The following is a 20,705-nucleotide window of genomic DNA, read 5'->3' as shown; positions in this document are numbered from 1 at the left end:
GCAGTCCGGCGACCGCGGCTTCGCTGACCTGCTCACCCTGACCTTCGCCGCCACCAACCCTGCGATCGAGGACCTTGAAGGCCACCGAGCCCGCCTACCGCGACCGGGTCACCATCGTGAGCCGCGCCAAGACCTCCGGACACCTGCGCTACACCGACTTGTAGTCCCACCGGCACGGTCGTTGCTGTCGTTGCCCGAACTGACGTCTCGTATTGTCCTGGCCCCGAACTCGTAGGAATACCCATCCTTTCCAGTACCGCCGGTTCAGAGCAGCGATGCAGCCCTGGTGGCCTCATCCGGTGCGGCGTTGGTCTGCTACGCGGCCCACCGTCGAACTTCGGCCGCCGAAGCCAATTTGCGGCTGCGGCGAAGTCCGGCCCGAGGAGAGACCCGCCGCCGGCCTGACGCATTCAGAGCATTCGGATATCCGCATCTGCGCAGCGGAGGGAGCCATATCACATTCGATGTTCTGCCTGATCACCCCAGCCCGCCGGCATGACTGCACCCGTCACGGTGGTGCGGCACCGTGACGCTATGATCTTGGGCCTTCCTGAAGAGGCAACGACAGGCGACAATCTGTGGTCGCCGAACGTCTTTGATCGCCGGGGGACCCGTAGTGACCTTCAACGGTTTCATCTCGTACAGCCATGCCGCGGACGGCCGGCTGGCTCCCGCCGTACAACGGGGCCTGCACCGCCTGGCCAAACCCTGGCATCGCCGGCGCGCCCTGTGGATCTTCCGGGATCAGACCGGACTGGCGGTGACCCCGGGTCTGTGGTCCTCCATCCAGACCGCGTTGGACGGCTCGGAGTACTTCGTGCTGCTCTCCTCGCCCGAAGCCGCGCAATCGCGGTGGGTGAACCGGGAGATCGAGCACTGGATCGCCACCAAGTCCGCGGACCGGATCCTGCCCGTGGTGACCGACGGGGAATGGGCGTGGGACCCGGAGCGTCACGACTTCACCGAGGACTCGACGGCCGTACCCGCGGCACTGCGTGGGGTGTTCGCCGAGGAGCCCCTGTTCCTGGATCTGCGGTGGGCGCGGGGCAGCGAGCATCTCAGCCTGCAGCATTCCCGCTTCCGGGACGCGATCGCCCAACTGGCCGCCCCGATGCACGGGGTGAGCAAGGACGAGCTGGAGGGCGAGGACGTCCGGCATCACCGCCGGGCGCGCCGGCTCGGGTCCGGGGCGTTGGCGATGCTGGTGGTGCTGAGCTTGCTGGCGGTGCTGACCAGCGTGTCGTCGGTGCGTAACGCGAACCGGGCGACGGCCGCGGCAGCCGAGGCATTGCACCAGCAGCAGGTGGCGGAGGTGCAGCGCGGCAGCGCCGAGCGGTCCGCGCAGGAGGCGACCCGGCAGCAGCAGGTGGCGAAGGAGCAGCAGGCCCTGGCGGTGTCCGCGGCGGCTGAGGCGAAGCAGTCGAAGCAGTCGGCGCAGGAACAGCAATGGCTGGCCGATCAGGCGACCGCCGAGGCCCGGCGGCAGCAGCGGATTGCCGATCAGGCGGCGGAGCGGACCCGGAAACTCCAGCAGCTGTCGAAGGAGGCCAGCCAGCGCACACAGCAGCTGGAGAAGGAGGCGCAGCAGCTGGAGGCGGAGGCACGGCGGTTGACGAAGATCGCCGAGCAGAAGCAGCAGGAGGCCAAGGAGGCGACTGCGGAAGCCGCCAGGCAGCAGGCCAAAGCTGACCATCAGCAGCTGGTCGCGATCAGTCGGCGGCTGACGACTCAGGCCAACGCGACGATCGGCAGCGATCCGAAGACGGCCCTGATGCTGGGGGCGGCAGCCCAGGAACTGCTGCCCGACGCCGCGACGCTGCGCGAAGTCACCGGTGTCGTCACAGCGACGAGCTACGCCGGCACGATCAACGACGTGACATCGGCCGTCTACGGGCCGGACGGTGTCCTGGCGGCACTCGGCACCGACGGCAAGGTGTCGCTGTGGGACACGACCGACCGGACCAAGCCGGCCCGGATCAGCACGCTCAGCGACCCGGCCTGGGCCCACACCAACCTGACGTTCAGCCCGGACGGACGGACCCTGGTCTTTGCCGGCCAGGAGGGCACCGCGGTCCTGTGGGATGTGACCGACCGTCGCCATCCGGCCCGGCTCGCCACGGTGGCGTCCGAGGGATTCGTGCAGGCGGTGGCATTCAGCGGGGACGGGATCACCCTCGCCACGGGCGACGGCGGCGGGATCACCACCCTGTGGGACACGACCGACCGGTCCCGGCCCCGGCAGCTCGCCACGATGGACAACTGGGCTCCTTATCCGGTGGTCGGTCTGGCGTTCAGCCCGGACGGCGCCACCCTGGTCGTGAACAAGATCCGATTCACCTCGATCTTCGACCTGAGCGAGCGGGCCGATCCCGTCAGCCTCCGCGAGATGGCCAGCTTCAGCATGATGTCGATGGTGTTCGATCCGACCGGATCGACACTGGCCGCCGGGGGCTTCCTCGGCGAGGTGGATCTGTACGACATGAAACGTACGGCCACCGCCCAGGTCGACCAGAACCGGATGGCGCCGCCGACCATGCCACCCGACGAGCCGGACACCGATCCGATCACACCGCCGACCATGCCACCCGAGGAGCCGGACACCGATCCGGTCACGCCGCCGACCATGCCGCCGGTGGAGCCGGACAACGATCCGTACCACCGCATGGCCGACCTCACCGGCAACGTCAACACGATCTCCTACAGCGCGGACGGACACTATCTGGCCGCCGGTGGCCTGGAGGGCACCGCGATGGTGTGGGACATGACGTATGCGGAGGGGCCCAGGCCGGTCATCACCGCACGGGCCAACGGCGCGATCAACACGGTCTCCTTCGACCCGGACGCGAAAACACTGGTCACCGCTGACAGCTCGGACACGGCAACCCTCTGGAACGTCAGGCCCGTCGGGAATCCGGACTCGCTCGCCGCGCTCACCGTCCAGGGCGGGCAGGTCCAGGCGGCGGCGTTACGTCCGGACGGACGTTCGCTGGTCGCCGCCGGCGCCGACGGCACGGCGAAGTCCTGGGACGTGACCGACCCCGCCCGGCCCGTCAAGGGTGCCGACCTGTCCATCCGCGGCGCAGAGGTACGGGCGGTGGCGTTCAGCCCCGACGGCCGTACGGCGGCGGCCGTCGGGAGCCAGGACGGGCAGTTGACGCTGACGGACCTGACCCAACCGGACCAGCCGGTCACGCTCCCGGGTCTGCCCGAGTCCGCGGCAGGGCTCAACCCGATGGTGTTCAGCCCGGACGGGCGCACGCTCGCCGTCGTCGCCGACCCCACCCGGCTGCTGCTGTGGGACGTGGCCGACCGGACCCGCCCCGCCCTGCTGGCCACGCTGAGCGGCGGCACGTTCGGGGCGGCGATCGCCTTCAGCCCCGACGGGAACACGTTGGCCACCGGCGGCGCCGACAACCGGCTGACGCTGTGGGACATGACCGACCGCACCACCCCCGTACAGCTCGCCACGCTGGCCGGACACAGCGAGGTGGTGACCGCGGTGGCCTTCAGCCCCGACGGGCACACCGTGGTGAGCGGCAGCTCCGACACCCTGGCGATGCTGTGGGACGTCACCGACCGGTCCCGTCCGCTCCGGCTCGCCACGCTGGACGGCCACTACGACGCGGTGGCCACGATGGCCTTCAGCCCGGACGGGCGCACCCTGGCAACCGGGGACGAGGACTCCGAGGTGTTCCTGTGGGACACCGCCAACCCGGCCGGACCGATCCGGCTCGTCTCGATGCGTGGCCTCGGTGGTGATGCGCAGGCGGTGCTGTTCAAGCCGGACGGGCGCACCATGGCCGTCGCCGCCCAGTCCTCCAGCCGGCCCGCGGCCGTCACGCTGTGGAACTACGCGAAGCTGAACAAGCTGCGCGCTGACCCGGCCGCATACGCCTGTGCCATCACCGGTCGCGGCCTCGGCGCCGACGAGTGGGCCCGCTACATTCCCGAGGTGCCGTACCGGCGTACCTGCGCCGGCTGACGGCTGCCGCTCGCGACGGTGCCCGGGAACCCATGGGTTTCCGGGCACCGCGACAAACCGTGGAAGGGCTGCCGGTTGATCATGCGTGGGTGAGCTCAGCAAGGCTTCGCTGTGGTTGCCGGCGAGGCCAAGAAGCTGGCCTCACCGGGGACGTCGGCGCGCGTCTGTGACGGCGTTCCAGACCGGTGCTGGCGCTGCCGTGCGGGCCCCGCCAGGGCTCGGGCGGATCGTCGACTGCCGAAGCACCCGATGATCCCACCCGGTACCAACGGGGAGATCCCGGGTCAGGTGGTCGCCATCACGTTCTGTTCAGCGGTTCTGGCCGACGACAGTTTCAGACGTTCCGGTGTATGCGTGGGCTTGGCCTTGGCGACGAACGCCAGGCGAGCCGCGGCGAAGCCGGAGCGGTCCGCGAACATGTCATAGCTCATCTCCGCCAACTCCCGGGTTTCGTAGGCATCCGAGGGCAGCTCCTCATGGCCGGGTGCCGGGTACTTGCGGCCGTCCAGATTCCAGCTTTCCGGCTGCGATGCGTGCCATTCAGCCAGATCGGTCAGCCATGTCCGGTATGCGGACGGGTCTCGCGGCCCTACCTGGTCGACCAGACCGATACTGCGGGCGTATTCAGCGCTGAGCGGCAGCTTCTCGGTGAGTAGACGACGTGCTGTGGCGCCGCCGACGCGCCGTGGCAGCGTTAGCGTGTGCAGCTCGGATCCGTAGAGGCCGATGTCGTAGTACGGGTTGAGCACGATCCCGTCCCGGGCGGCGACGATGTCGGCGCCGAGGCCCATCATGACGCCACCTGCACCGGCGCTTCCCGCATACCCGGCGATCACGGTCTGGCCCGTGCAGCAGAGGATTTCGCGGCATACCTCATTGATCGCACGGATGTTCGCCCAGGCCGCGGCGGCCGGGTCGGCGGCAGCGTGGATCATGTTCAGGTGGATGCCGTTGCTGAAGACGTCGTCACCACTGACCAGCACCAGCACCTCGGTGTCCTGAGCCGCCGCGTACCGCAACGCGTTGCGTAACCGCAGACAATGAGACGGCGCCATCGCGCCGTTGTAGAAGTCGAACTGCACCCAGCCGATTGAGCCGGTACGTCGGTACCGGACCTGCTGGTACAGCAAACCCGAATCGGCGTCGACATCAACCGGGCCTTCAGGGATCCCCGCCAGACGGGAACCGAGTACGTCGGCGGCGGGCAGTTTCACGCCTGCTGGTCCCGCACTCGTCGGGGCCAGCCGTAGATGACCAAGCCAGACACTGCCGTCGCCAGTAGCGACCAGGAGTGCCCCTTGCCGGTGGTGCAGTAGGGTTCCCGCTGACGCCGGCACGGGCGGGCCCGGATGGGCGTCATAGGCATACACATCGAGACCCGCCACAGATGTACGGACACCGGGCGACCCATCGGCGGCGCGAATCGCCCGGATGATGTCCTGGCTCGGCTGGCCCCAGTCGAAGCACCGATCGGTCTGCCGCATCAAGGGGCGCAGCCTGGCTCCGGGAATCTCGGTCGGCATCATCTCGGCCGGTACCGGGACGAATGTGGGGTCGGTCGCCTTGGCCACGACCTCGAGGATGCAGTGCAGGGCGGCATCGGCGACAGGCCCGTTGTACAGCGTGGACTTGCGGGGTACGTCGGGTGGCATGGCGAATGTGCGCGTCGCCCAGACCGGACCGGCGTCCATCTCCTCCACAGCCTGCAGAGCGGTGACACCCCATCGGGGGACACCTTCGCTGATCGCCCAATCCAGCGATGAGGGTCCACGATCACCGACCGGACCCGGATGAACGATCACTGTGCGCCAATGCCGCCATACCTCTGCCGGTACCCGGTCCTTGAGATAGGGGCAGACGATCAGGTCAGGCATTGCCGCCCGTACGCCATCGATGATCTCTGACTCAGTGGAGGCCAGGAGGACCCCAACGTCATGACCCGCCTCCCGCAACACGCGCCACGTCCGCTGGCTAAGGCCGTTGAACGCTGATACGAGTAGAAGAATCCGCATGTGATGTTTTCTCCGCGAGATCGTGAGCGGATCTCTCATCCTCTGCCGACCTCGACACAGAGAGTGAGACGCGAAGCGCAAGGAGCTCCGCAACCGGGATTAGACCCGAAGCTCGCTGTACAGGACCGACACTTACCTCGCATTCATTCCAGAGATCGACAGCGCGTCGACGGCGCCTGAAAAATGGTTCTAGTTCTGACCCCTCCGATTCACGTTGCCCTCGACCGCAGCGGAGCCGTTCTCGGCGGCCGGTCGACATGCCAACCACGATCATCCGATGTGTACAGATCCGCCGATGCGTTCGACACTGTGACCTCCGGGGTGTCGGGTGATCACTCGGGAAGCTCGCCCTTCTTGCGGACGACGCCGCGCTGCAGGACGGCGGTGGTGCCGGTCAGCGTGCCGGCCTTGCCCAGATCGGTGTCACGCACCAGGTATGACCGCTCGCCGAGGTACTCGAAGGTGGCCGGATTGAAGATCCATTCGCGTCGCTGGCCGTCCACCTCGTCGGTACGGGCGACCGCGACGCCGTGGCGACCTTCCGCGTCGACGGAGTCGGCCACCAGGACCACACCGGGGATCTTCGCGGCGGCCCGGTAGAGAGCGGCAGCCACCTGCGGGGGCAGCAGCGACTCGCGCAGTGCCGTGCCGATGAAGTCGAACGCTGCCGCGTCAGCACCGTGGCCCTGGCCCTCGGTGACGACATAGACCTGCTGAAGCAGCGCGGCCGGGTCGGTGGGCAGGGTGGCGTAATAGCTGTTCGGTTCCGTGTCGTGCAAGCCGAATGTATCGCCACGGTCGTGGACCAGGCCCTCGCTGCCCTGCGACGCGGGGCGCCAGATCTCGCGGGTGCGCACCGGGCTGAGCGCCATCGGGTCGACACCGGCGTCCTTGTTACCGGATCTGCCGTCGTTGACGAAGTCCAGCCAGGCAACCCTGCTCTTGATGTAGACGTACTCGTCATCGCCGACCGGCACCCGGGGCTTCTTGCCGGCGACCAGCGCCACCCGTTCCATCAGCGGCGCCACTCCGGCAGCGTCACCAGCCGCGACCACCACCCGCGGGCTGTCAGCGGCGATGGACGGCCCGCCGGTCGCACGGCTGTCGAGCACCGTGACTCCGATGGCGAGCGTCGCGACCAGGACCGCGGCGGCGACCGGCGCGGCGAGCAGGATGCTGCGCCGGGACGGGACGACGGCCGGTTCGGTGATCTGTTGCATGAAGGCTTCCTTGAGCAGGAGGTGGCGGCCGGCGGGCAGTTCCGGTTTCCCCGGCGCCGGCAGCAGTCGGGCCAGTTCGGTGCGCTCCGCAGAATCGGGCCCTGAGGTGTGGTTCATCGGTTTCGCTCCTGATTCGACCGGGCCATACCAGTACGTCCACCCTGTTCCTGTCCGCTGCCCGCGCCGGGTTCCCGTGGCGCCGGAACTCGCGCGGCCATCTCCCGGAGCTTGATCCGGGCACGCGACAGGCGGGACCGGACCGTACCGATGGGCACACCGAGGGCTTCCGCGGTCTGGGCGTAGTCGAGCCCGGACCAGACGCACAGGGTGAAGACCTCCCGTTCGGCCGGCCGGAGCCGAGCCAGTGCAGCCGTTGCTGCGGCCAGCTGCTCACTGTCACGCATGCGATCGACGATCTCGTCGGCGAAATCCGGCATCGCCTCGGCCGGTGGTATCCGGATCAGCGCGGCGGCGTGCCTGCGGGCCGTACGCCTGGTGTTGCGCAGCACGTTCGTGGCGATGCCGAGCAGCCAGGGCAGCACGCTGTCACCCTCGGGTCGCAGCTTGTCGCGCAACCGCCATGCTTCCAGGAAGGTCAGCGACACCACGTCCTCGGCTGCGCTCCAGCTGCCGGAACTGCGCACGACGTGGCGATACACCTCGTGCGCATGGTCCTCGAAGAGCTGCCCGAAGACCGCGGTGTCACCGGCACGTATCCGGGCTCTCTGAGAAAGATTCACTACTGGTCCTGTCCGCCCACGACGACGAGTTCCGTGACCGTGGTCACATCTCGCCGCGATGGGACCCTGCCACACCCCGTGAACACAAGATCCGTGTCGCGCCGGAGAGTGCGAATCGACAATCTTCTGAGAATGCGAGCCCGACAATCGATGTGCCGGCGGTATAACACTTTCACGGAAACCAATTCTTTCGCGATGTGAGCGAGACCGCGCGGACAAAAAGTCATCCTTGAATGTCTGGAAACATCCTGGCAATCTGCCGGAAGGTGTTAGCGCTCTCATCCCCAGTCCGCTGCCCGTCAAATGCGGATGTGTGAGCGATAACGATCCTGCTCGTTCCCCAGGAGGCTTTGCCATGCCCACTCGAAGACGGCATTTCTGTTCGACCGTACTCGCTGCCGCTCTTGCCGTGGCCTTTGTGTTCTTCCATCCGGACGCGGCGGCCGCGGAATCCAACGGCGGCACCCGCGTCATGCCGCTCGGTGACTCCATCACCGAAGGCACCCAGATCCCCGGCGGCTACCGGATCGGGCTCTGGCAGCGCATGGCGTCCGCCGGATACCGCGTCGACTTCGTCGGCACCCAGTTCAACGGGCCGGCCAACCTCGGCGACCACGACCATCAGGGCCATCCCGGCTGGCGCATCGACCAGATCGACGCCAACGTCACCGGCTGGCTGCGCACCACCACCCCACGGACCGTGCTGCTGCACATCGGCACCAACGACATCCTGCAGAACTACAACGTGTCCGGCGCACCCGGCCGGCTGTCGACCCTGATCGACCGGATCACCAGCACCGTGCCGTCGGCGGACGTCTTCGTCGCCACGATCATCCCGCTGGCCAACTCCGGGCAGGAGGCCGCCGCCCGCACCTACAACAGCGCCCTGTCCACGGTCGTACGGAGCAAGGGCGCCCGGGTGCACCTGGTCGACATGCACGCGGCCCTGACCACCGCCGACCTGATCGACGGAGTCCACCCGACCGCCGCCGGCTACGACAAGATGGCCGCCACCTGGTACGCCGCACTGCGCTCGGTACCCGGAACCATCGGCGACCCGACCGGCGGCAGCGGCAACACACTGGTCGGTGCCGCTTCCGGCCGCTGCCTGGACGTCCCCGGCAGCAGCACCGCCAACGGCACCCAGCCGATCATCTGGGACTGCAGCGGCGCCACCAACCAGCAGTGGGCCGCCAACGGGCAGACGCTGCGCTCGCTGGGCAAGTGTCTCGACTCGCCGACCGGCGCCACCAGCGGCGCGAAGGCCCAGCTGTGGGATTGCAGCGGCGCGGCCAACCAGAACTGGAGCCACACCGCCGGCGGCCCGATCCGCAACGCCCAGTCGGGCCTGTGCCTGGAGAGCGGCGGCACCGCCAACGGCTCCACCGTCACCCTGCGGACCTGCTCCGGGTCCGCCGCACAGAACTGGACGAGGCGATGAGAAGAGCACTGGCGATTCTGCTGGCGGCGGCCCTGACGCTGCTCGGTGCCCCGGCCGCCCGCGCGCTCGACAACGGCGTGGGCCGTACCCCGCCGATGGGCTGGAACAGCTGGAACACCTTCGGGTGCAACATCAACGAGTCACTGATCCGCGGCGTGGCCGACGCGATGGTCAGCAACGGTATGCGTGACGCCGGCTACCAGTACGTGGTCGTCGACGACTGCTGGATGAACCCGAACCGGGACTCGGCCGGCAATCTGCAAGGCGACCCGACCCGCTTCCCCAGCGGCATGAAGGCGCTCGGCGACTACCTGCACGCCCGGGGGCTCAAGTTCGGCATCTACCAGGCTCCGCTCGACAAGACGTGCGCCCAGTACTTCAACAGCTACCCCGGCGCCACCGGGGCCCAGGGACACGAGGCACAGGACGCCCGCCAGTTCGCGGCCTGGGGCGTCGACTACCTCAAGTACGACTGGTGCTCCCCGTCCGGGTCCATCAACGACCAGGTCACGACGTTCGCCAAGATGCGCGACGCGCTGGCCGCGACGGGCCGGCCGATCCTCTACAGCATCAACTCCAACAGCATCCACGCCAAGACCGGCCCGCAGCGCAACTGGGGCGACGTCGCGAACATCTGGCGTACCACCGAGGACATCAGCGCCGCGTGGGACACCGGCCAGACCAACGGCTACCCGATGGGTGTCAAGAACATCGTCGACGTCACCGTGCCGCTCGCCGGGTACGCCCGCCCCGGCGCGTTCAACGACCCGGACATGATGGAGGTCGGCCGGGCCGGACTCAACGAGACCGAACAGCGCAGCCACTTCGCCCTCTGGGCGATCATGGCGTCACCGCTGATCGCCGGCAACGACGTGCGCTCACAGAGCACCACCACCCGCGACATCCTCACCAACCCGCGCCTCATCGCGATCAACCAGGACACCCTCGGACTCCAGGGGAGCCAGGTGTCGTTCGACGGCACCCGCCGCGTCCTGGCCAAGCGGCTCGCCAGCGGTGACGTCGCGGTCGCCCTGTTCAACCAGGGCGGCTCCACCACGACGATCACCACCACCGCCGCGGCGATCGGCAAGTCCGGCAGCTCCTTCACCCTGCTGGACGCGTGGTCCGGTGCGACCAGCAGCAGCACCGGCACGATCAGCGCCAGTGTGCCCGCGCACGGCACCGCGGTATTCCGGGTCAGCGGCGGCGGCACCAACCCCACGCCGACCGGCTCCACCCTGGTCAGCGCCGCCTCCGGCCGCTGCCTCGACGTGCCGAACAGCACCACCACCAACGGCACCCAACCGGTGATCTGGGACTGCAACGGGCAGGCCAACCAGCGCTGGACCGTCAGCGGCCAGAGCATCCAGGCGCTCGGCAAGTGTCTGGACGCCCCGACCGGCGCCACCGCCGGGAGCAAGGTCCAGCTCTGGGACTGCAACGGCCAGACCAACCAGCAGTGGACCTTCAACAGCGACGGCACGGTACGCGGGACGGCCTCCGGACTCTGCCTGGACGTCGACCGCAACCTGACCGCCAACGGCACCCCGGTCCTGCTGTGGACCTGCAGCGCCGCCGCCAACCAGCGATGGAGCCGAGTCTGATGCCACGGAAGACCCTCACCGGCCTGCTCTGCCTGGCCGTAACCCTGCTCACCGCGGTGGCGCCCGCTCCGGCCCGCGCCGACAACCCGATCGTGCAGACCATCTACACCGCCGACCCGGCGCCGCTGGTCCACAACGGGCGCGTCTACCTGTACACCGGCCACGACGAGGACGGCTCGACCTGGTTCACCATGAAGGAGTGGCGGGTCTACTCGTCGGCCGACATGGTCAACTGGACCGACCACGGCTCGCCGATGAGCCTGGCCACCTTCAGCTGGGCCAGCAAGGACGCCTGGGCCGGCCAGGTCGTCCAGCGCAACGGCAAGTTCTACTGGTACGTGCCGGTCACCAACCGGGCCACCGGCCGGATGGCCATCGGCGTCGGCGTGTCCACCAGCCCGACCGGCCCGTTCACCGACGCGCTCGGCCGCCCGCTGGTCGAGAACGGCGAGATCGACCCGACCGTCATGATCGACGACGACGGCCAGGCCTACCTGTACTGGGGCAACCCGAACCTCTGGTACGTGCGCCTGAACAGCGACATGATCAGCTACAGCGGCAGCGCCACGAAGATCCCGCTCACCACCGCCGGGTTCGGCACCCGCACCGGTGACGCCAACCGGCCCACCCTGTACGAAGAGGGCCCCTGGGTCTACAAACGCAACGGCCTCTACTACAACGTCTTCGCCGCCAAGTGCTGCTCGGAGTTCATCGGCTACTCCACCGCGCCCGGCCCGACCGGACCGTGGACCTACCGCGGCACGGTCATGCCCACCCAGGGCAGCAGCTTCACCAACCACGCCGGCATCGTCGACTTCAACGGCGGCTCGTACTTCTTCTACCACAACGGCGCGTTGCCCGGCGGCGGCGGATTCACCCGCTCGGTGGCCGTGGAGAAGTTCACCTACAACGCCGACGGCAGCATCCCGCAGATCACCATGACCACCGGCGGGGCGCCGCAGAACGGCACGCTCAACCCGTACACCCGGCAGGAGGCCGAGACGATCGCCTGGAGCTCCGGCGTGGAAACCGAACGCGCGAGCGAGGGCGGCATGAACATCGGCTTCCTCGAGAACGGCGACCACGTCAAGGTCAAGGGCGTCGCCTTCGGAGCCGGCGCGACCGCGTTCTCCGCCCGGGTCGCCTCCGCCGCGGCGGGCGGCCGCATCGAGGTACGGCTGGGCAGCCCCACCGGCACGCTCGCCGGGACCTGCACCGTGCCGGGCACCGGCGGCTGGCAGACCTGGACCACGGTCACCTGCCCGGTCAGCGGCACCGCCGGCACCCAGGACCTCTACCTGCGCTTCGCCGGCGGCAGCGGATACCTGTTCAACGTCAACTGGTGGCAGTTCACCGGCACCTCCGGGAGCATCCGATGAGAAGACTCGCCGCGGTCGTGCTGACCGCCGTCCTCGGTGTGGCCCTCGGCCTCACCGCCATGACCCCCGCCGACGCCGCGACGATCGACACCAGCGCCTCCTACGTGCTGGTCAACCGCACCAGCGGCAAGGCTCTCGACCTGTACAACCTGGCCACCGGCGACGGCGCCCGGATCACCCAGTGGACCCGCAACGACCAGGCCCAGCAGCAGTGGCAGTTCGTCGACTCCGGCGGCGGCTACTACCGGCTGCGGTCCAAGCACTCCGGCAAGGTCCTCGACGTGTCCGGGGCATCCACCGCCGACGGCGCCGCGATCGTCCAGTGGGCCGACAACAACGCCACCAACCAGCAGTTCAGCGTCCAGGACATCGACGGCTACATCCAGCTGATCAACCGCAACAGCGGCAAGGCCCTGGAGGTGCAGGGCGCGTCCACCGCCGACAACGCCAACATCGTGCAGTACACCGACTGGAACGGCGCCAACCAGCAGTGGCAGCTGGTCAAACTCGGCACCACCACCCCCGGCACCGGCACCTTCACCAACCCGGTGGTCTGGCAGGACTTCGCCGACGGCGACATCATCCGGGTCGGCGACGCCTACTACTGGTCGGCGTCGACCATGCACTACTCGCCCGGCGCACCGATCCTGCGCTCCTACGACCTGGTCAACTGGGAGTACGCCGGGCACTCGGTGCCCCGGCTCGACTTCGACTCGGCCGCCTACGACCTGTCCGGCGGCCGCGCCTACGTCAAGGGCATCTGGGCGTCGGCGTTCAACTACCGGCCCAGCAACGGCACCTACTACTGGCTGGGCTGCACCGAGTTCAACCGCACCTACGTCTACACCAGCACCGCGGTCGACGGCACCTGGTCGAAGAAGGCCCGGATCAACAACTGCTACTACGACGCCGGCCTGCTGTTCGACAACGACACCCCGTACGTCGCCTACGGCAACGGCACGATCAGCGTCGCCCAGCTGTCGTCCGATCTGACCTCGCAGGTACGGGCACAGACGGTCTACACCACACCGTCGAGCATCGGCACCCTCGAAGGCGCCCGCATGTACAAGCGCGGCAACTACTACTACATCTGGCTCACCCGTCCGGCCAACGGCCAGTATGTCCTGCGTTCGACGAGCCCGTGGGGTCCGTACGAACAACGCCAGGTCCTTCTTGATCTTCCCGGGCCGATCTCCGGCGGCGGGGTGCCGCACCAGGGCGGCCTGGTCCAGACCCAGGCCGGTGACTGGTGGTACATGGCGTTCACCGACGCCTTCCCCGGCGGCCGGGTGCCGACGCTCGCGCCGATCACCTGGACCAACGACTGGCCGGTGCTGACGACCGTCAACGGCCGGTGGGGCGCCACCTACCCGAAGCCGAACATCACGACGTCGAAAACCGTGCAGCCGATGACCGGCCCCGACACGTTCACCAGCCTCGGCCACCGCTGGGAGTGGAACCACAACCCCGACACCAGCAAGTACAGCGTCGGCAACGGGCTGCGGCTGTCCACCGCGACGGTCACCAACGACCTGTACAACGCCCGCAACACCCTCACCCACCGCATCCAGGGCCCGTCCTCGACCGCCACCATCGAACTCGACTACTCCCAGATGGCCAACGGCGACCGGGCCGGCCTGGCGATGCTGCGCGACTCGTCGGCATGGATCGGCATCCGCAAGGACAACGGTGCCACGAGGGTCTCGATGACCAACGGCCTGACCATGAACTCCAGCTGGGCCACCACCGGCACCGGCAGCGAGGCGGCCGGCACGAACGTCTCCGGCGGCAAGATCTGGCTGCGGGTCTCCGCCGACATCCGGCCGGGCTCCGGGCGTACGGCCACCTTCTCCTACAGCACCAACGGCAGCACCTTCACCACGCTGGGCCCGGCGTTCACGCTCAACAACGCGTGGCAGTTCTTCATGGGCTACCGGTTCGGCATCTTCAACCACGCCACCCAGGCCCTCGGCGGCACGGTCACCGTCAACCGCTTCGACCTGACCACGCCCTAGGAGGAACTCATGACCAGATCTCGATTGCTCCAGGCCGGCCTGGCGTCGGCCGCGCTGATGACGGCCTCGGCGGCGGTCGCCGTGGCCCTGCCCGCGGGTGCGGCGGCGGCCGGCTGCTCGGTCACCTACACCGTGTCATCGCAGTGGCAGGGCGGCTTCAACGCCGACGTGGCCGTCACCAACCTCGGCGACCCCCTGTCGGCGTGGACGCTGACCTGGGCCTACGGTTCCGGGCAGAAGGTCAGCCAGGCCTGGAACGCCACGGTGAGCCAGAGCGGCACCACGGTCACCGCGGCCAACGTGGCCTACAACGGTTCGGTGCCGACCAACGGCTCGGTGTCGTTCGGCTTCACCGGCTCGTGGACCGGCAGCAACCCCGTCCCGTCGGCGTTCAGCCTCAACGGGGTGGCCTGCACCGGAGCGCCGGTGCCCAGCTCACCGTCGAGCCCGTCACCGTCAACCCCGGGTGGGAACTGCACGCTGCCGTCGACTTACCGGTGGTCGTCGAGCGGCGTACTGGCGAACCCGAAGAACGGCTGGGTGTCGCTCAAGGACTTCACCAACGTCGTCCACAACGGCAAACATCTGGTGTACGCCTCGAAGGTCGAGGGCTCGTCGTACGGCTCGATGAACTTCACCCCGTTCACCAACTGGTCCGACATGGCGTCGGCGAGCCAGAACGCGATGAGCCAGGGCGCCGTGGCACCCACACTGCTCTACTTCGCCCCGAAGAACATCTGGGTCCTGGCCTACCAGTGGGGTCAGTGGCCGTTCATCTACCGCACCTCCAGCGACCCGACCAACCCGAACGGCTGGTCCGCGCCGCAGCCGCTGTTCACCGGCAGCATCACCGACTCCGGCACCGGCCCGATCGACCAGACCCTGATCGCCGACGGGCAGAACATGTACCTGTTCTTCGCCGGTGACAACGGCAGGATCTACCGGGCCAGCATGCCGATCGGGAACTTCCCCGGGAACTTCGGCTCCTCCTACACCACGATCATGAGCGACACGAGGAACAACCTGTTCGAAGCACCCGAGGTCTACAAGGTGCAGGGCCAGAACCAGTACCTGATGATCGTCGAGGCGATCGGGGCCAGCGGCAGCCGCTACTTCCGATCCTTCACCGCCACCAGCCTCAACGGAACCTGGACACCGCAGGCCGCCACCGAGAACAACCCGTTCGCCGGCAAGGCCAACAGCGGCGCCACCTGGACCAACGACATCAGCCACGGCGACCTGGTCCGCAGCAACCCGGACCAGACCAAGACCGTCGACCCCTGCAACCTGCAACTGCTCTACCAGGGCAAGAACCCCAACGCCGGCGGCGCCTACGACCAACTGCCGTGGCGCCCCGGGCTGCTGACCCTGCAACGCTGACACGTTCGCGCCGGGGCGGCTCATCACCCGCCCCGGTCAACGCTTCACCGGCGGCGCCCGTAGTGACCGTCGGCAAGGCCCGGAAAGTGTCGTAGCAGGTGCCTCACCGGTACGCGCTTGTTGTTCGCCATCGGTCAGGACAGCAGATCGCGGCGGCGATAGGCGGCGATGCCGAGCCCGGTCAGGAGCGTGGCGAGTGCCAGCATGACGGCTGAATCCGCCAGGCCGGCCTCAGCCAGTGGTACGGGCGCCAGGTGAGCGAACGGTGAGATGTCGCGAACCCAGGCCGGTGCTGCGACGCTCTCGGCGGTGACCAGCAGCAGGAACCCGCCGACGGTGGGAAGGCCACCGACAAGCCCGGTCCAGCGTGGCACCCAACCGACCGCGAACACCGCCGCGCCGAGGCTGAGCAACACGATCGGCAACACGTTCCACGTACCGCGCAGGGCGTCGGTCACGGCCAGGTCACCGCCGATGGCGGTGACACCGAGCCAGGTCGCCAGGCCTGCGCCGCTGGCCAGGACCGCTGCGGCTGCGGCGGTGACGGTGATCTCGGCACCGATCAGCCGGAGCCGGGTGAGCGGCTGACTCGCCAGCAGGGTGAGCCGCCGGTCGGACTCGGCCGCCACGAACGCGGTCATCCGGACGGTGACGTAAACCCCCGATGGGCATGGCGAGGATCGCGAACAGCGTCGCGGCGAAGCCCGCGATGCTGCCCAGCCCGTCGAAGCCGGCCTGCGACGCCTCGCCGGCCATGGCCGGGTTGTCGCGCAGGAAATCGGTGACCGACACCGCGGTCAGTCCGATCAGCAGGTAGTAGGCGCCGATACCGAGCATCCACCCGGCCATCGGCCGCAGCACCCGACGGACCGCGAACGTTGCCACCCCCGCCAGCAGCAGGGTCCGCGGACGTCGCCCGGCCGTTGCGGGCAGAAGACCGTCGCCGGCGTCGCGACGCCGGGCGACGAGCAACGTCAGCACCGTGAGGAGCGCTGTCGCGGCGGCCAGTGACAGCAGTGGTAGGACACGGTCGTGGACGTAAGGCCCGGTGAGCGACAGCAGACCGAACGGCGACAGCCAGTGCAGCCAGCCGAGGGCGGTGACACCGTCACCGATCATGCGGGCCAGCAGACCGACGCCCAGCACCGCCACCGCAGTCCCGGTCGCGGGCGTACGGGCCGGGAAGACCTGGGCCGCCAGCGCGGCCACCGCGGCGAAGAACATCCCGAGAAGCCCCGTTCCGGCGCCGTGCAGCACCGCGCCGGCCGGTGCGGTGCCGGCCAGCAGCAGAACGGCAGTGATGGCGGTCCCGGTGGCGACCGCGACCACCATCACAGGGGCCAGGTGGCGCAGCAGCACGGCCGGAACCGGAAGGCGGCTGGCCAGCAGCAGATCCCAGCGGCCGGCGTCCTCCTCGCCGCGGGTGATACGGGTGGTCACCATGATCGACCAGCTGCCGAGCAGAACCGCGATGACGGTGCCGACCCGCCACACGGTGAAGCCACCGGCGGTGTCGAGGCCGATCGGGGCGCCGAACAGCGTCCGGATCGCCGGGTTCCCGGCCAGGGCCTTCAGACTGCCGGCCGCCGCGGGATCGGCCATCACCTGCGCGTAGGTGGCGGCGACCAGCGCCGTCATCGCTGCTGCGAGCCCGACGACGATCAGTGCGCCGCGCCGGATCTGACGAACGGCCAGCCACGTGACGGCCCGCCCCGGCGCGGGATCCGACGTCACCCGGGAGCCGGCGACGGCGGGACGGGTGCCCAGGCTCATCGGGCCGTCTCCGTCCCGTAGTAGTCCAGGAAGATCTCCTCCAGGCTGGGCTCCCGCATGCTCAGCCCGGTGACCCGCGCCTCGGCGAGGGCCCGTAACGCGGGGGCCGGATCACCGGCCAGGATGAACCGCAGGCGCTGTCCGCCGGCCGGCTCGATCGCCTCGACACCGGGGATCATGCCGAGGTCGGGTGCGCTGCCGGTGTAGCTGATCGTCATCTCGGCCCGATGCAGGCCGCGCAGGTCGCTGATGGTGGCGACCTCGGCGAGGCGGCCGGCGCGCAGGATGGCGACGCGGTCGCAGACGGCTTCGACCTCGGCGAGCTGGTGCGAACTCAGGAAGACGGTCTGCCCGCGGTCGCGGGCCTGGCGGACCGCGGTGCGGAACTCGCGTTCCATCAGCGGGTCCAGGCCACTGGTCGGCTCGTCGAGCACCAGCAGCGGGGCTCGGGTGGCGAACGCGGCGACCAAGGCGACCTTCTGCCGGTTGCCCGTGGAGTACGTGCGGGCCGGTTTCGACACATCAAGGGCGAACCGTTCGACGAGCTCGTCGCGGTAGGACACATCGGTGCCCGGTCCGGTGCGGGCTTGCAGGTGCAGGATCTCGGCGCCGGTCAGCTGCGGCCACAACGCCACATCGGCCGGCACGTAGGCCAGGTGCCGGTGGGCGCGGGCCACGTCGGCGGCGTCGACGCCGAACACCTCGGCCCGCCCTGCGGAGGGACGGGCGAGGCCGAGCAGCAGACGGATGGTGGTGGACTTGCCGGCACCGTTGGGGCCGAGGAAACCGAACACCTCCCCCGCGACGACGTCCAGGTTCAGAGTGTCGAGGGCGGTCAGGCGACCGTAGCGTTTCGTGAGGTCGACGGCGCGCAGCGCGGGATCGGTCATCGCGGGAAGCCTTCCGGATCGGGGCGTGGATCCTTGACCGCCGACCAGACTTCCCGGCACACCTGTCGCTCACCGTACGCCTGTCACGTACCGGCCGGGAAGACCCGCCGTCGGTCAGCGCCGGACCGCGTCGTCGTCCCAGACGTCGGGGATGCCGTCGGCGTCAACCGCCTCGGCCGCGCACAGGTGCCGGTAATGCCGGTTACGAGCCCGCAGGCCCACCATGGCCGGCAGCGCGGAGATCAGCGATCCGGCCAGGATCCCGATCCGGGCATGCTCGTCCTTCTCACTGCCGATGTCTTGAAGCAGCTCACTTTCGGCGGGATGCGACCGCTCATCAGCTGATTGGTGACGGATTCCGCGCGCCCGGAAACCCGGCTCGGTGCGCGGGGTCAGGACTCTGATGAACGGCTCCGCGGTACGGCTACTCGCCGCCTATGACGGGTCGTTGCCCTCGGGCGCAGCGATCGAGAACTGCGCACGATTGTTTCCGGCCGCACACGCGCAGGTCGGGGGCACCCTGCGACAAGGCTCGGCTCGGTGAGCCGCGCCATGATCCAGCGCGCCGGATGCCCGCTCTTCCTGCCCTGAACGTGGACATCTCGCCCCTGGTCATCGGAAGACTCGGAACCGGCGTCGCTGTCCGGCGCGGCCGTCCCGCTGCACGGCGGCGGAAACCGGCCGCGCCCGCCAGGGGTCCAGCGTCCACAACCGCCGCCGTCTCACTGCGTTTCGTCACCCAGCCAAGCCCGGCCACGCTCGCCGGCGAGGCGAAATGGCTGTGCCGGCCCGAAACGACCAGAACGTCAACGTGCTCGCCCACGAAGGGCGACGCTCTTGTCGGGGTCGCCTCCGCTGAGCGGCTCGGCGACCCGCCGGCCGGCAACACGATCGCGGCATCGGTACGCTGCTCCTGGAACACCTGGCCGCCCGCTGTCGGCAAGCACGGCATCACCGAACTCATCGGTACTGTGGCTGTCCCCGGTCGGCCCCGGACCCGACCTGCGGTGTCCACCGCCCCCGGGTCCCGGCATCCGGCTCAGCCGATCATCCGATCTCTGCGGGCACGGCGGTCGTCGATCATTGGTCCCGTGACGTCGGGCCCGATCAGGCACCCCACCACCGTTCCGCCGGGCTACCCGGCGCAGTTCGAGCGGGACGTGCGTCTACCTGACGGCCGTACGGTCTTCGTGCGCCCGATCATCCCGGCCGACCGCGGCCCGCTGGCGTACGCGATCCGCACCGCCGACCCGGACACTGTGCACCGCCGGTTCCTCGGGTCGCCACCACGAATCACCCCGCAACTGCTGACCTACCTGTGCACGGTCGACTACCGGCGCCGCTTCGCGCTGGTCGCCATCGACCCGGAGACCGGAGCCGGTATCGCCGTGGCACGGTACGAGGGGACCGCCGACGGCATCGCCGAGGTCGCGGTCGCGGTGACACCGTCCTGGCGGCGCGCGGGCCTGGCCACCGCCCTGGTCGAGGTGCTCGCCGAGGCAGCTCTCGACCGGGGCATCCGGTCGTTCAGCGCCTTCTATCTCGCCGACAACCGGCCGGTCAGTGCGCTGCTCGATCTGGTCGGCCCCCGCGACCGCACATCGGTACGCGAAGGGTTCGCTGAGGCCGCCGTCTCCCTGGACCGGGCCGCCGTGGCCGCGGCCGTCGAGAACCTCACCAGTGGCACGTCGTCGCCGAGCCACGACGTTCCGTGACCTGCAACTCTGCCAGACCCGGTCACTACCGTCGTCCCGGCAGCGGTTGACGCTGAAGCTATGACGGCCATCGAAGTCGAAGGTCTTTCATCGGTGTACGGCCCGGTCCGAGCCGTCGACCGGATCAGCTTCCGTGTCGACGACGGTGAGATCTTCGCGTTGCTGGGCCCCAACGGTGCCGGCAAAACCACCACGGTCGAGATCTGGCGCAAGGTGCCGGCTCTGCTGCTGACACTGCTGCTCGGCATCGCCTGCTGCGCCGCTCTGGGACTGGATCTGGCGGCGTCGACCCGCACCGTCCTCGCCGCGCAGACACTGGCGCAGGGCGTACTCATCAGCCTGGCCTTCATCTCCGACGTGTTCCTCATCGGCGCCGCACTGCCCCGCTGGCTCGACGTCCTCGGATCCCTGCTGCCGTTGAAGCACTTCGCTCTGGCGATGTCGGGAACGTTCGAGCCGACGGGCGGTGCCGGATTCGCTGTGGGACACCTGATGGTTCTCGTGGGGTGGACGGTCGCCGGGATGCTGGTGGCGCTGGCCCGCTTCTCCTGGCA

The 20,705-nt window shown here is 69.0% G+C and carries 14 protein-coding genes and 1 pseudogene; 9 read left to right on the top strand and 6 right to left on the bottom strand.

The window, feature by feature from the left end; all coding sequences use genetic code 11:
* Nucleotides 1–616 precede the first annotated feature (616 nt).
* Nucleotides 617–3,982, top strand: coding sequence for a TIR domain-containing protein (locus ACFO0C_RS43700; protein WP_378072758.1), 3,366 nt, complete (start codon nucleotides 617–619; stop codon nucleotides 3,980–3,982).
* Between the two features lie 284 nt (nucleotides 3,983–4,266).
* Here ACFO0C_RS43700 and ACFO0C_RS43695 read toward each other — a convergent pair whose 3' ends face one another.
* The 3 genes from ACFO0C_RS43695 to ACFO0C_RS43685 form a co-directional block, all read right to left on the bottom strand.
* Nucleotides 4,267–6,033, bottom strand: coding sequence for an enoyl-CoA hydratase-related protein (locus ACFO0C_RS43695; protein ID WP_378072757.1), 1,767 nt, complete (start codon nucleotides 6,031–6,033; stop codon nucleotides 4,267–4,269).
* A 293-nt stretch (nucleotides 6,034–6,326) separates the two neighbouring features.
* Complete coding sequence (locus ACFO0C_RS43690) at nucleotides 6,327–7,331, bottom strand: CU044_5270 family protein (RefSeq protein ID WP_378072756.1); 1,005 nt, start codon at nucleotides 7,329–7,331, stop codon at nucleotides 6,327–6,329.
* The gene (locus ACFO0C_RS43685) at nucleotides 7,328–7,954 is read right to left on the bottom strand and encodes an RNA polymerase sigma factor (RefSeq protein ID WP_378072755.1); all 627 of its coding nucleotides are present in this window, start codon (nucleotides 7,952–7,954) and stop codon (nucleotides 7,328–7,330) included. The genes ACFO0C_RS43690 and ACFO0C_RS43685 overlap by 4 nt, the downstream gene beginning before the upstream one ends.
* A 418-nt stretch (nucleotides 7,955–8,372) precedes the next feature.
* On the opposite strand from ACFO0C_RS43685, the gene ACFO0C_RS43680 reads away from it, so the two are divergent.
* The 5 genes from ACFO0C_RS43680 to ACFO0C_RS43660 are packed head-to-tail and all read left to right on the top strand — an operon-like array spanning nucleotide 8,373 to nucleotide 15,773.
* Nucleotides 8,373–9,395: a ricin-type beta-trefoil lectin domain protein gene (locus ACFO0C_RS43680; protein ID WP_378072754.1), complete on the top strand. Its 1,023-nt coding sequence runs from the start codon at nucleotides 8,373–8,375 to the stop codon at nucleotides 9,393–9,395.
* A complete protein-coding gene (locus ACFO0C_RS43675) occupies nucleotides 9,392–10,999 on the top strand; it encodes a glycoside hydrolase family 27 protein (protein ID WP_378072753.1) in 1,608 nt (535 codons plus the stop codon). The genes ACFO0C_RS43680 and ACFO0C_RS43675 overlap by 4 nt, the downstream gene beginning before the upstream one ends.
* Nucleotides 10,999–12,378: a glycoside hydrolase family 43 protein gene (locus ACFO0C_RS43670; protein ID WP_378072752.1), complete on the top strand. Its 1,380-nt coding sequence runs from the start codon at nucleotides 10,999–11,001 to the stop codon at nucleotides 12,376–12,378. Before ACFO0C_RS43675 ends, ACFO0C_RS43670 begins: the two co-directional genes overlap by 1 nt.
* Nucleotides 12,375–14,393, top strand: a complete 2,019-nt coding sequence (locus ACFO0C_RS43665; protein ID WP_378072751.1) for a family 43 glycosylhydrolase — start codon at nucleotides 12,375–12,377, stop codon at nucleotides 14,391–14,393. Before ACFO0C_RS43670 ends, ACFO0C_RS43665 begins: the two co-directional genes overlap by 4 nt.
* A gap of 9 nt (nucleotides 14,394–14,402) precedes the next feature.
* A complete protein-coding gene (locus ACFO0C_RS43660; RefSeq protein ID WP_378072750.1) occupies nucleotides 14,403–15,773 on the top strand; it encodes a non-reducing end alpha-L-arabinofuranosidase family hydrolase in 1,371 nt (456 codons plus the stop codon).
* Nucleotides 15,774–15,907: 134 nt separating this feature from the next.
* Here the strand turns inward: ACFO0C_RS43660 and ACFO0C_RS43655 are convergent, their stop codons facing one another.
* The 3 genes from ACFO0C_RS43655 to ACFO0C_RS43645 are packed head-to-tail and all read right to left on the bottom strand — an operon-like array spanning nucleotide 15,908 to nucleotide 18,436.
* Nucleotides 15,908–16,231 (bottom strand): hypothetical protein, encoded by a 324-nt coding sequence (locus tag ACFO0C_RS43655; RefSeq protein WP_378072749.1) that lies wholly within the window; start codon nucleotides 16,229–16,231, stop codon nucleotides 15,908–15,910.
* Between the two features lie 7 nt (nucleotides 16,232–16,238).
* Nucleotides 16,239–17,546: a hypothetical protein gene (locus tag ACFO0C_RS43650; protein WP_378072748.1), complete on the bottom strand. Its 1,308-nt coding sequence runs from the start codon at nucleotides 17,544–17,546 to the stop codon at nucleotides 16,239–16,241.
* Nucleotides 17,543–18,436: an ABC transporter ATP-binding protein gene (locus tag ACFO0C_RS43645; protein WP_378072747.1), complete on the bottom strand. Its 894-nt coding sequence runs from the start codon at nucleotides 18,434–18,436 to the stop codon at nucleotides 17,543–17,545. Before ACFO0C_RS43645 ends, ACFO0C_RS43650 begins: the two co-directional genes overlap by 4 nt.
* Nucleotides 18,437–18,839: 403 nt before the next feature.
* On the opposite strand from ACFO0C_RS43645, the pseudogene ACFO0C_RS43640 reads away from it, so the two are divergent.
* From ACFO0C_RS43640 to ACFO0C_RS43630, 3 genes and pseudogenes are all read left to right on the top strand, one after another.
* Nucleotides 18,840–18,947 (top strand): annotated as a pseudogene (locus ACFO0C_RS43640) (universal stress protein); the annotation flags it as partial.
* Nucleotides 18,948–19,527: 580 nt separating this feature from the next.
* Entirely contained in the window at nucleotides 19,528–20,151 is a 624-nt protein-coding gene (locus tag ACFO0C_RS43635; protein WP_378072746.1) for a GNAT family N-acetyltransferase, read from the top strand.
* Nucleotides 20,152–20,211: 60 nt separating this feature from the next.
* Nucleotides 20,212–20,705: ATP-binding cassette domain-containing protein (locus ACFO0C_RS43630; protein WP_378072745.1), on the top strand; the 494-nt coding region annotated here is incomplete at its 3' end.

The sequence above is a fragment of the Actinoplanes subglobosus genome (assembly GCF_042650585.1).
GTDB lineage: Bacteria > Actinomycetota > Actinomycetes > Mycobacteriales > Micromonosporaceae > Actinoplanes > Actinoplanes subglobosus.
This window is presented reverse-complemented; position numbering and strand designations above follow the sequence as displayed.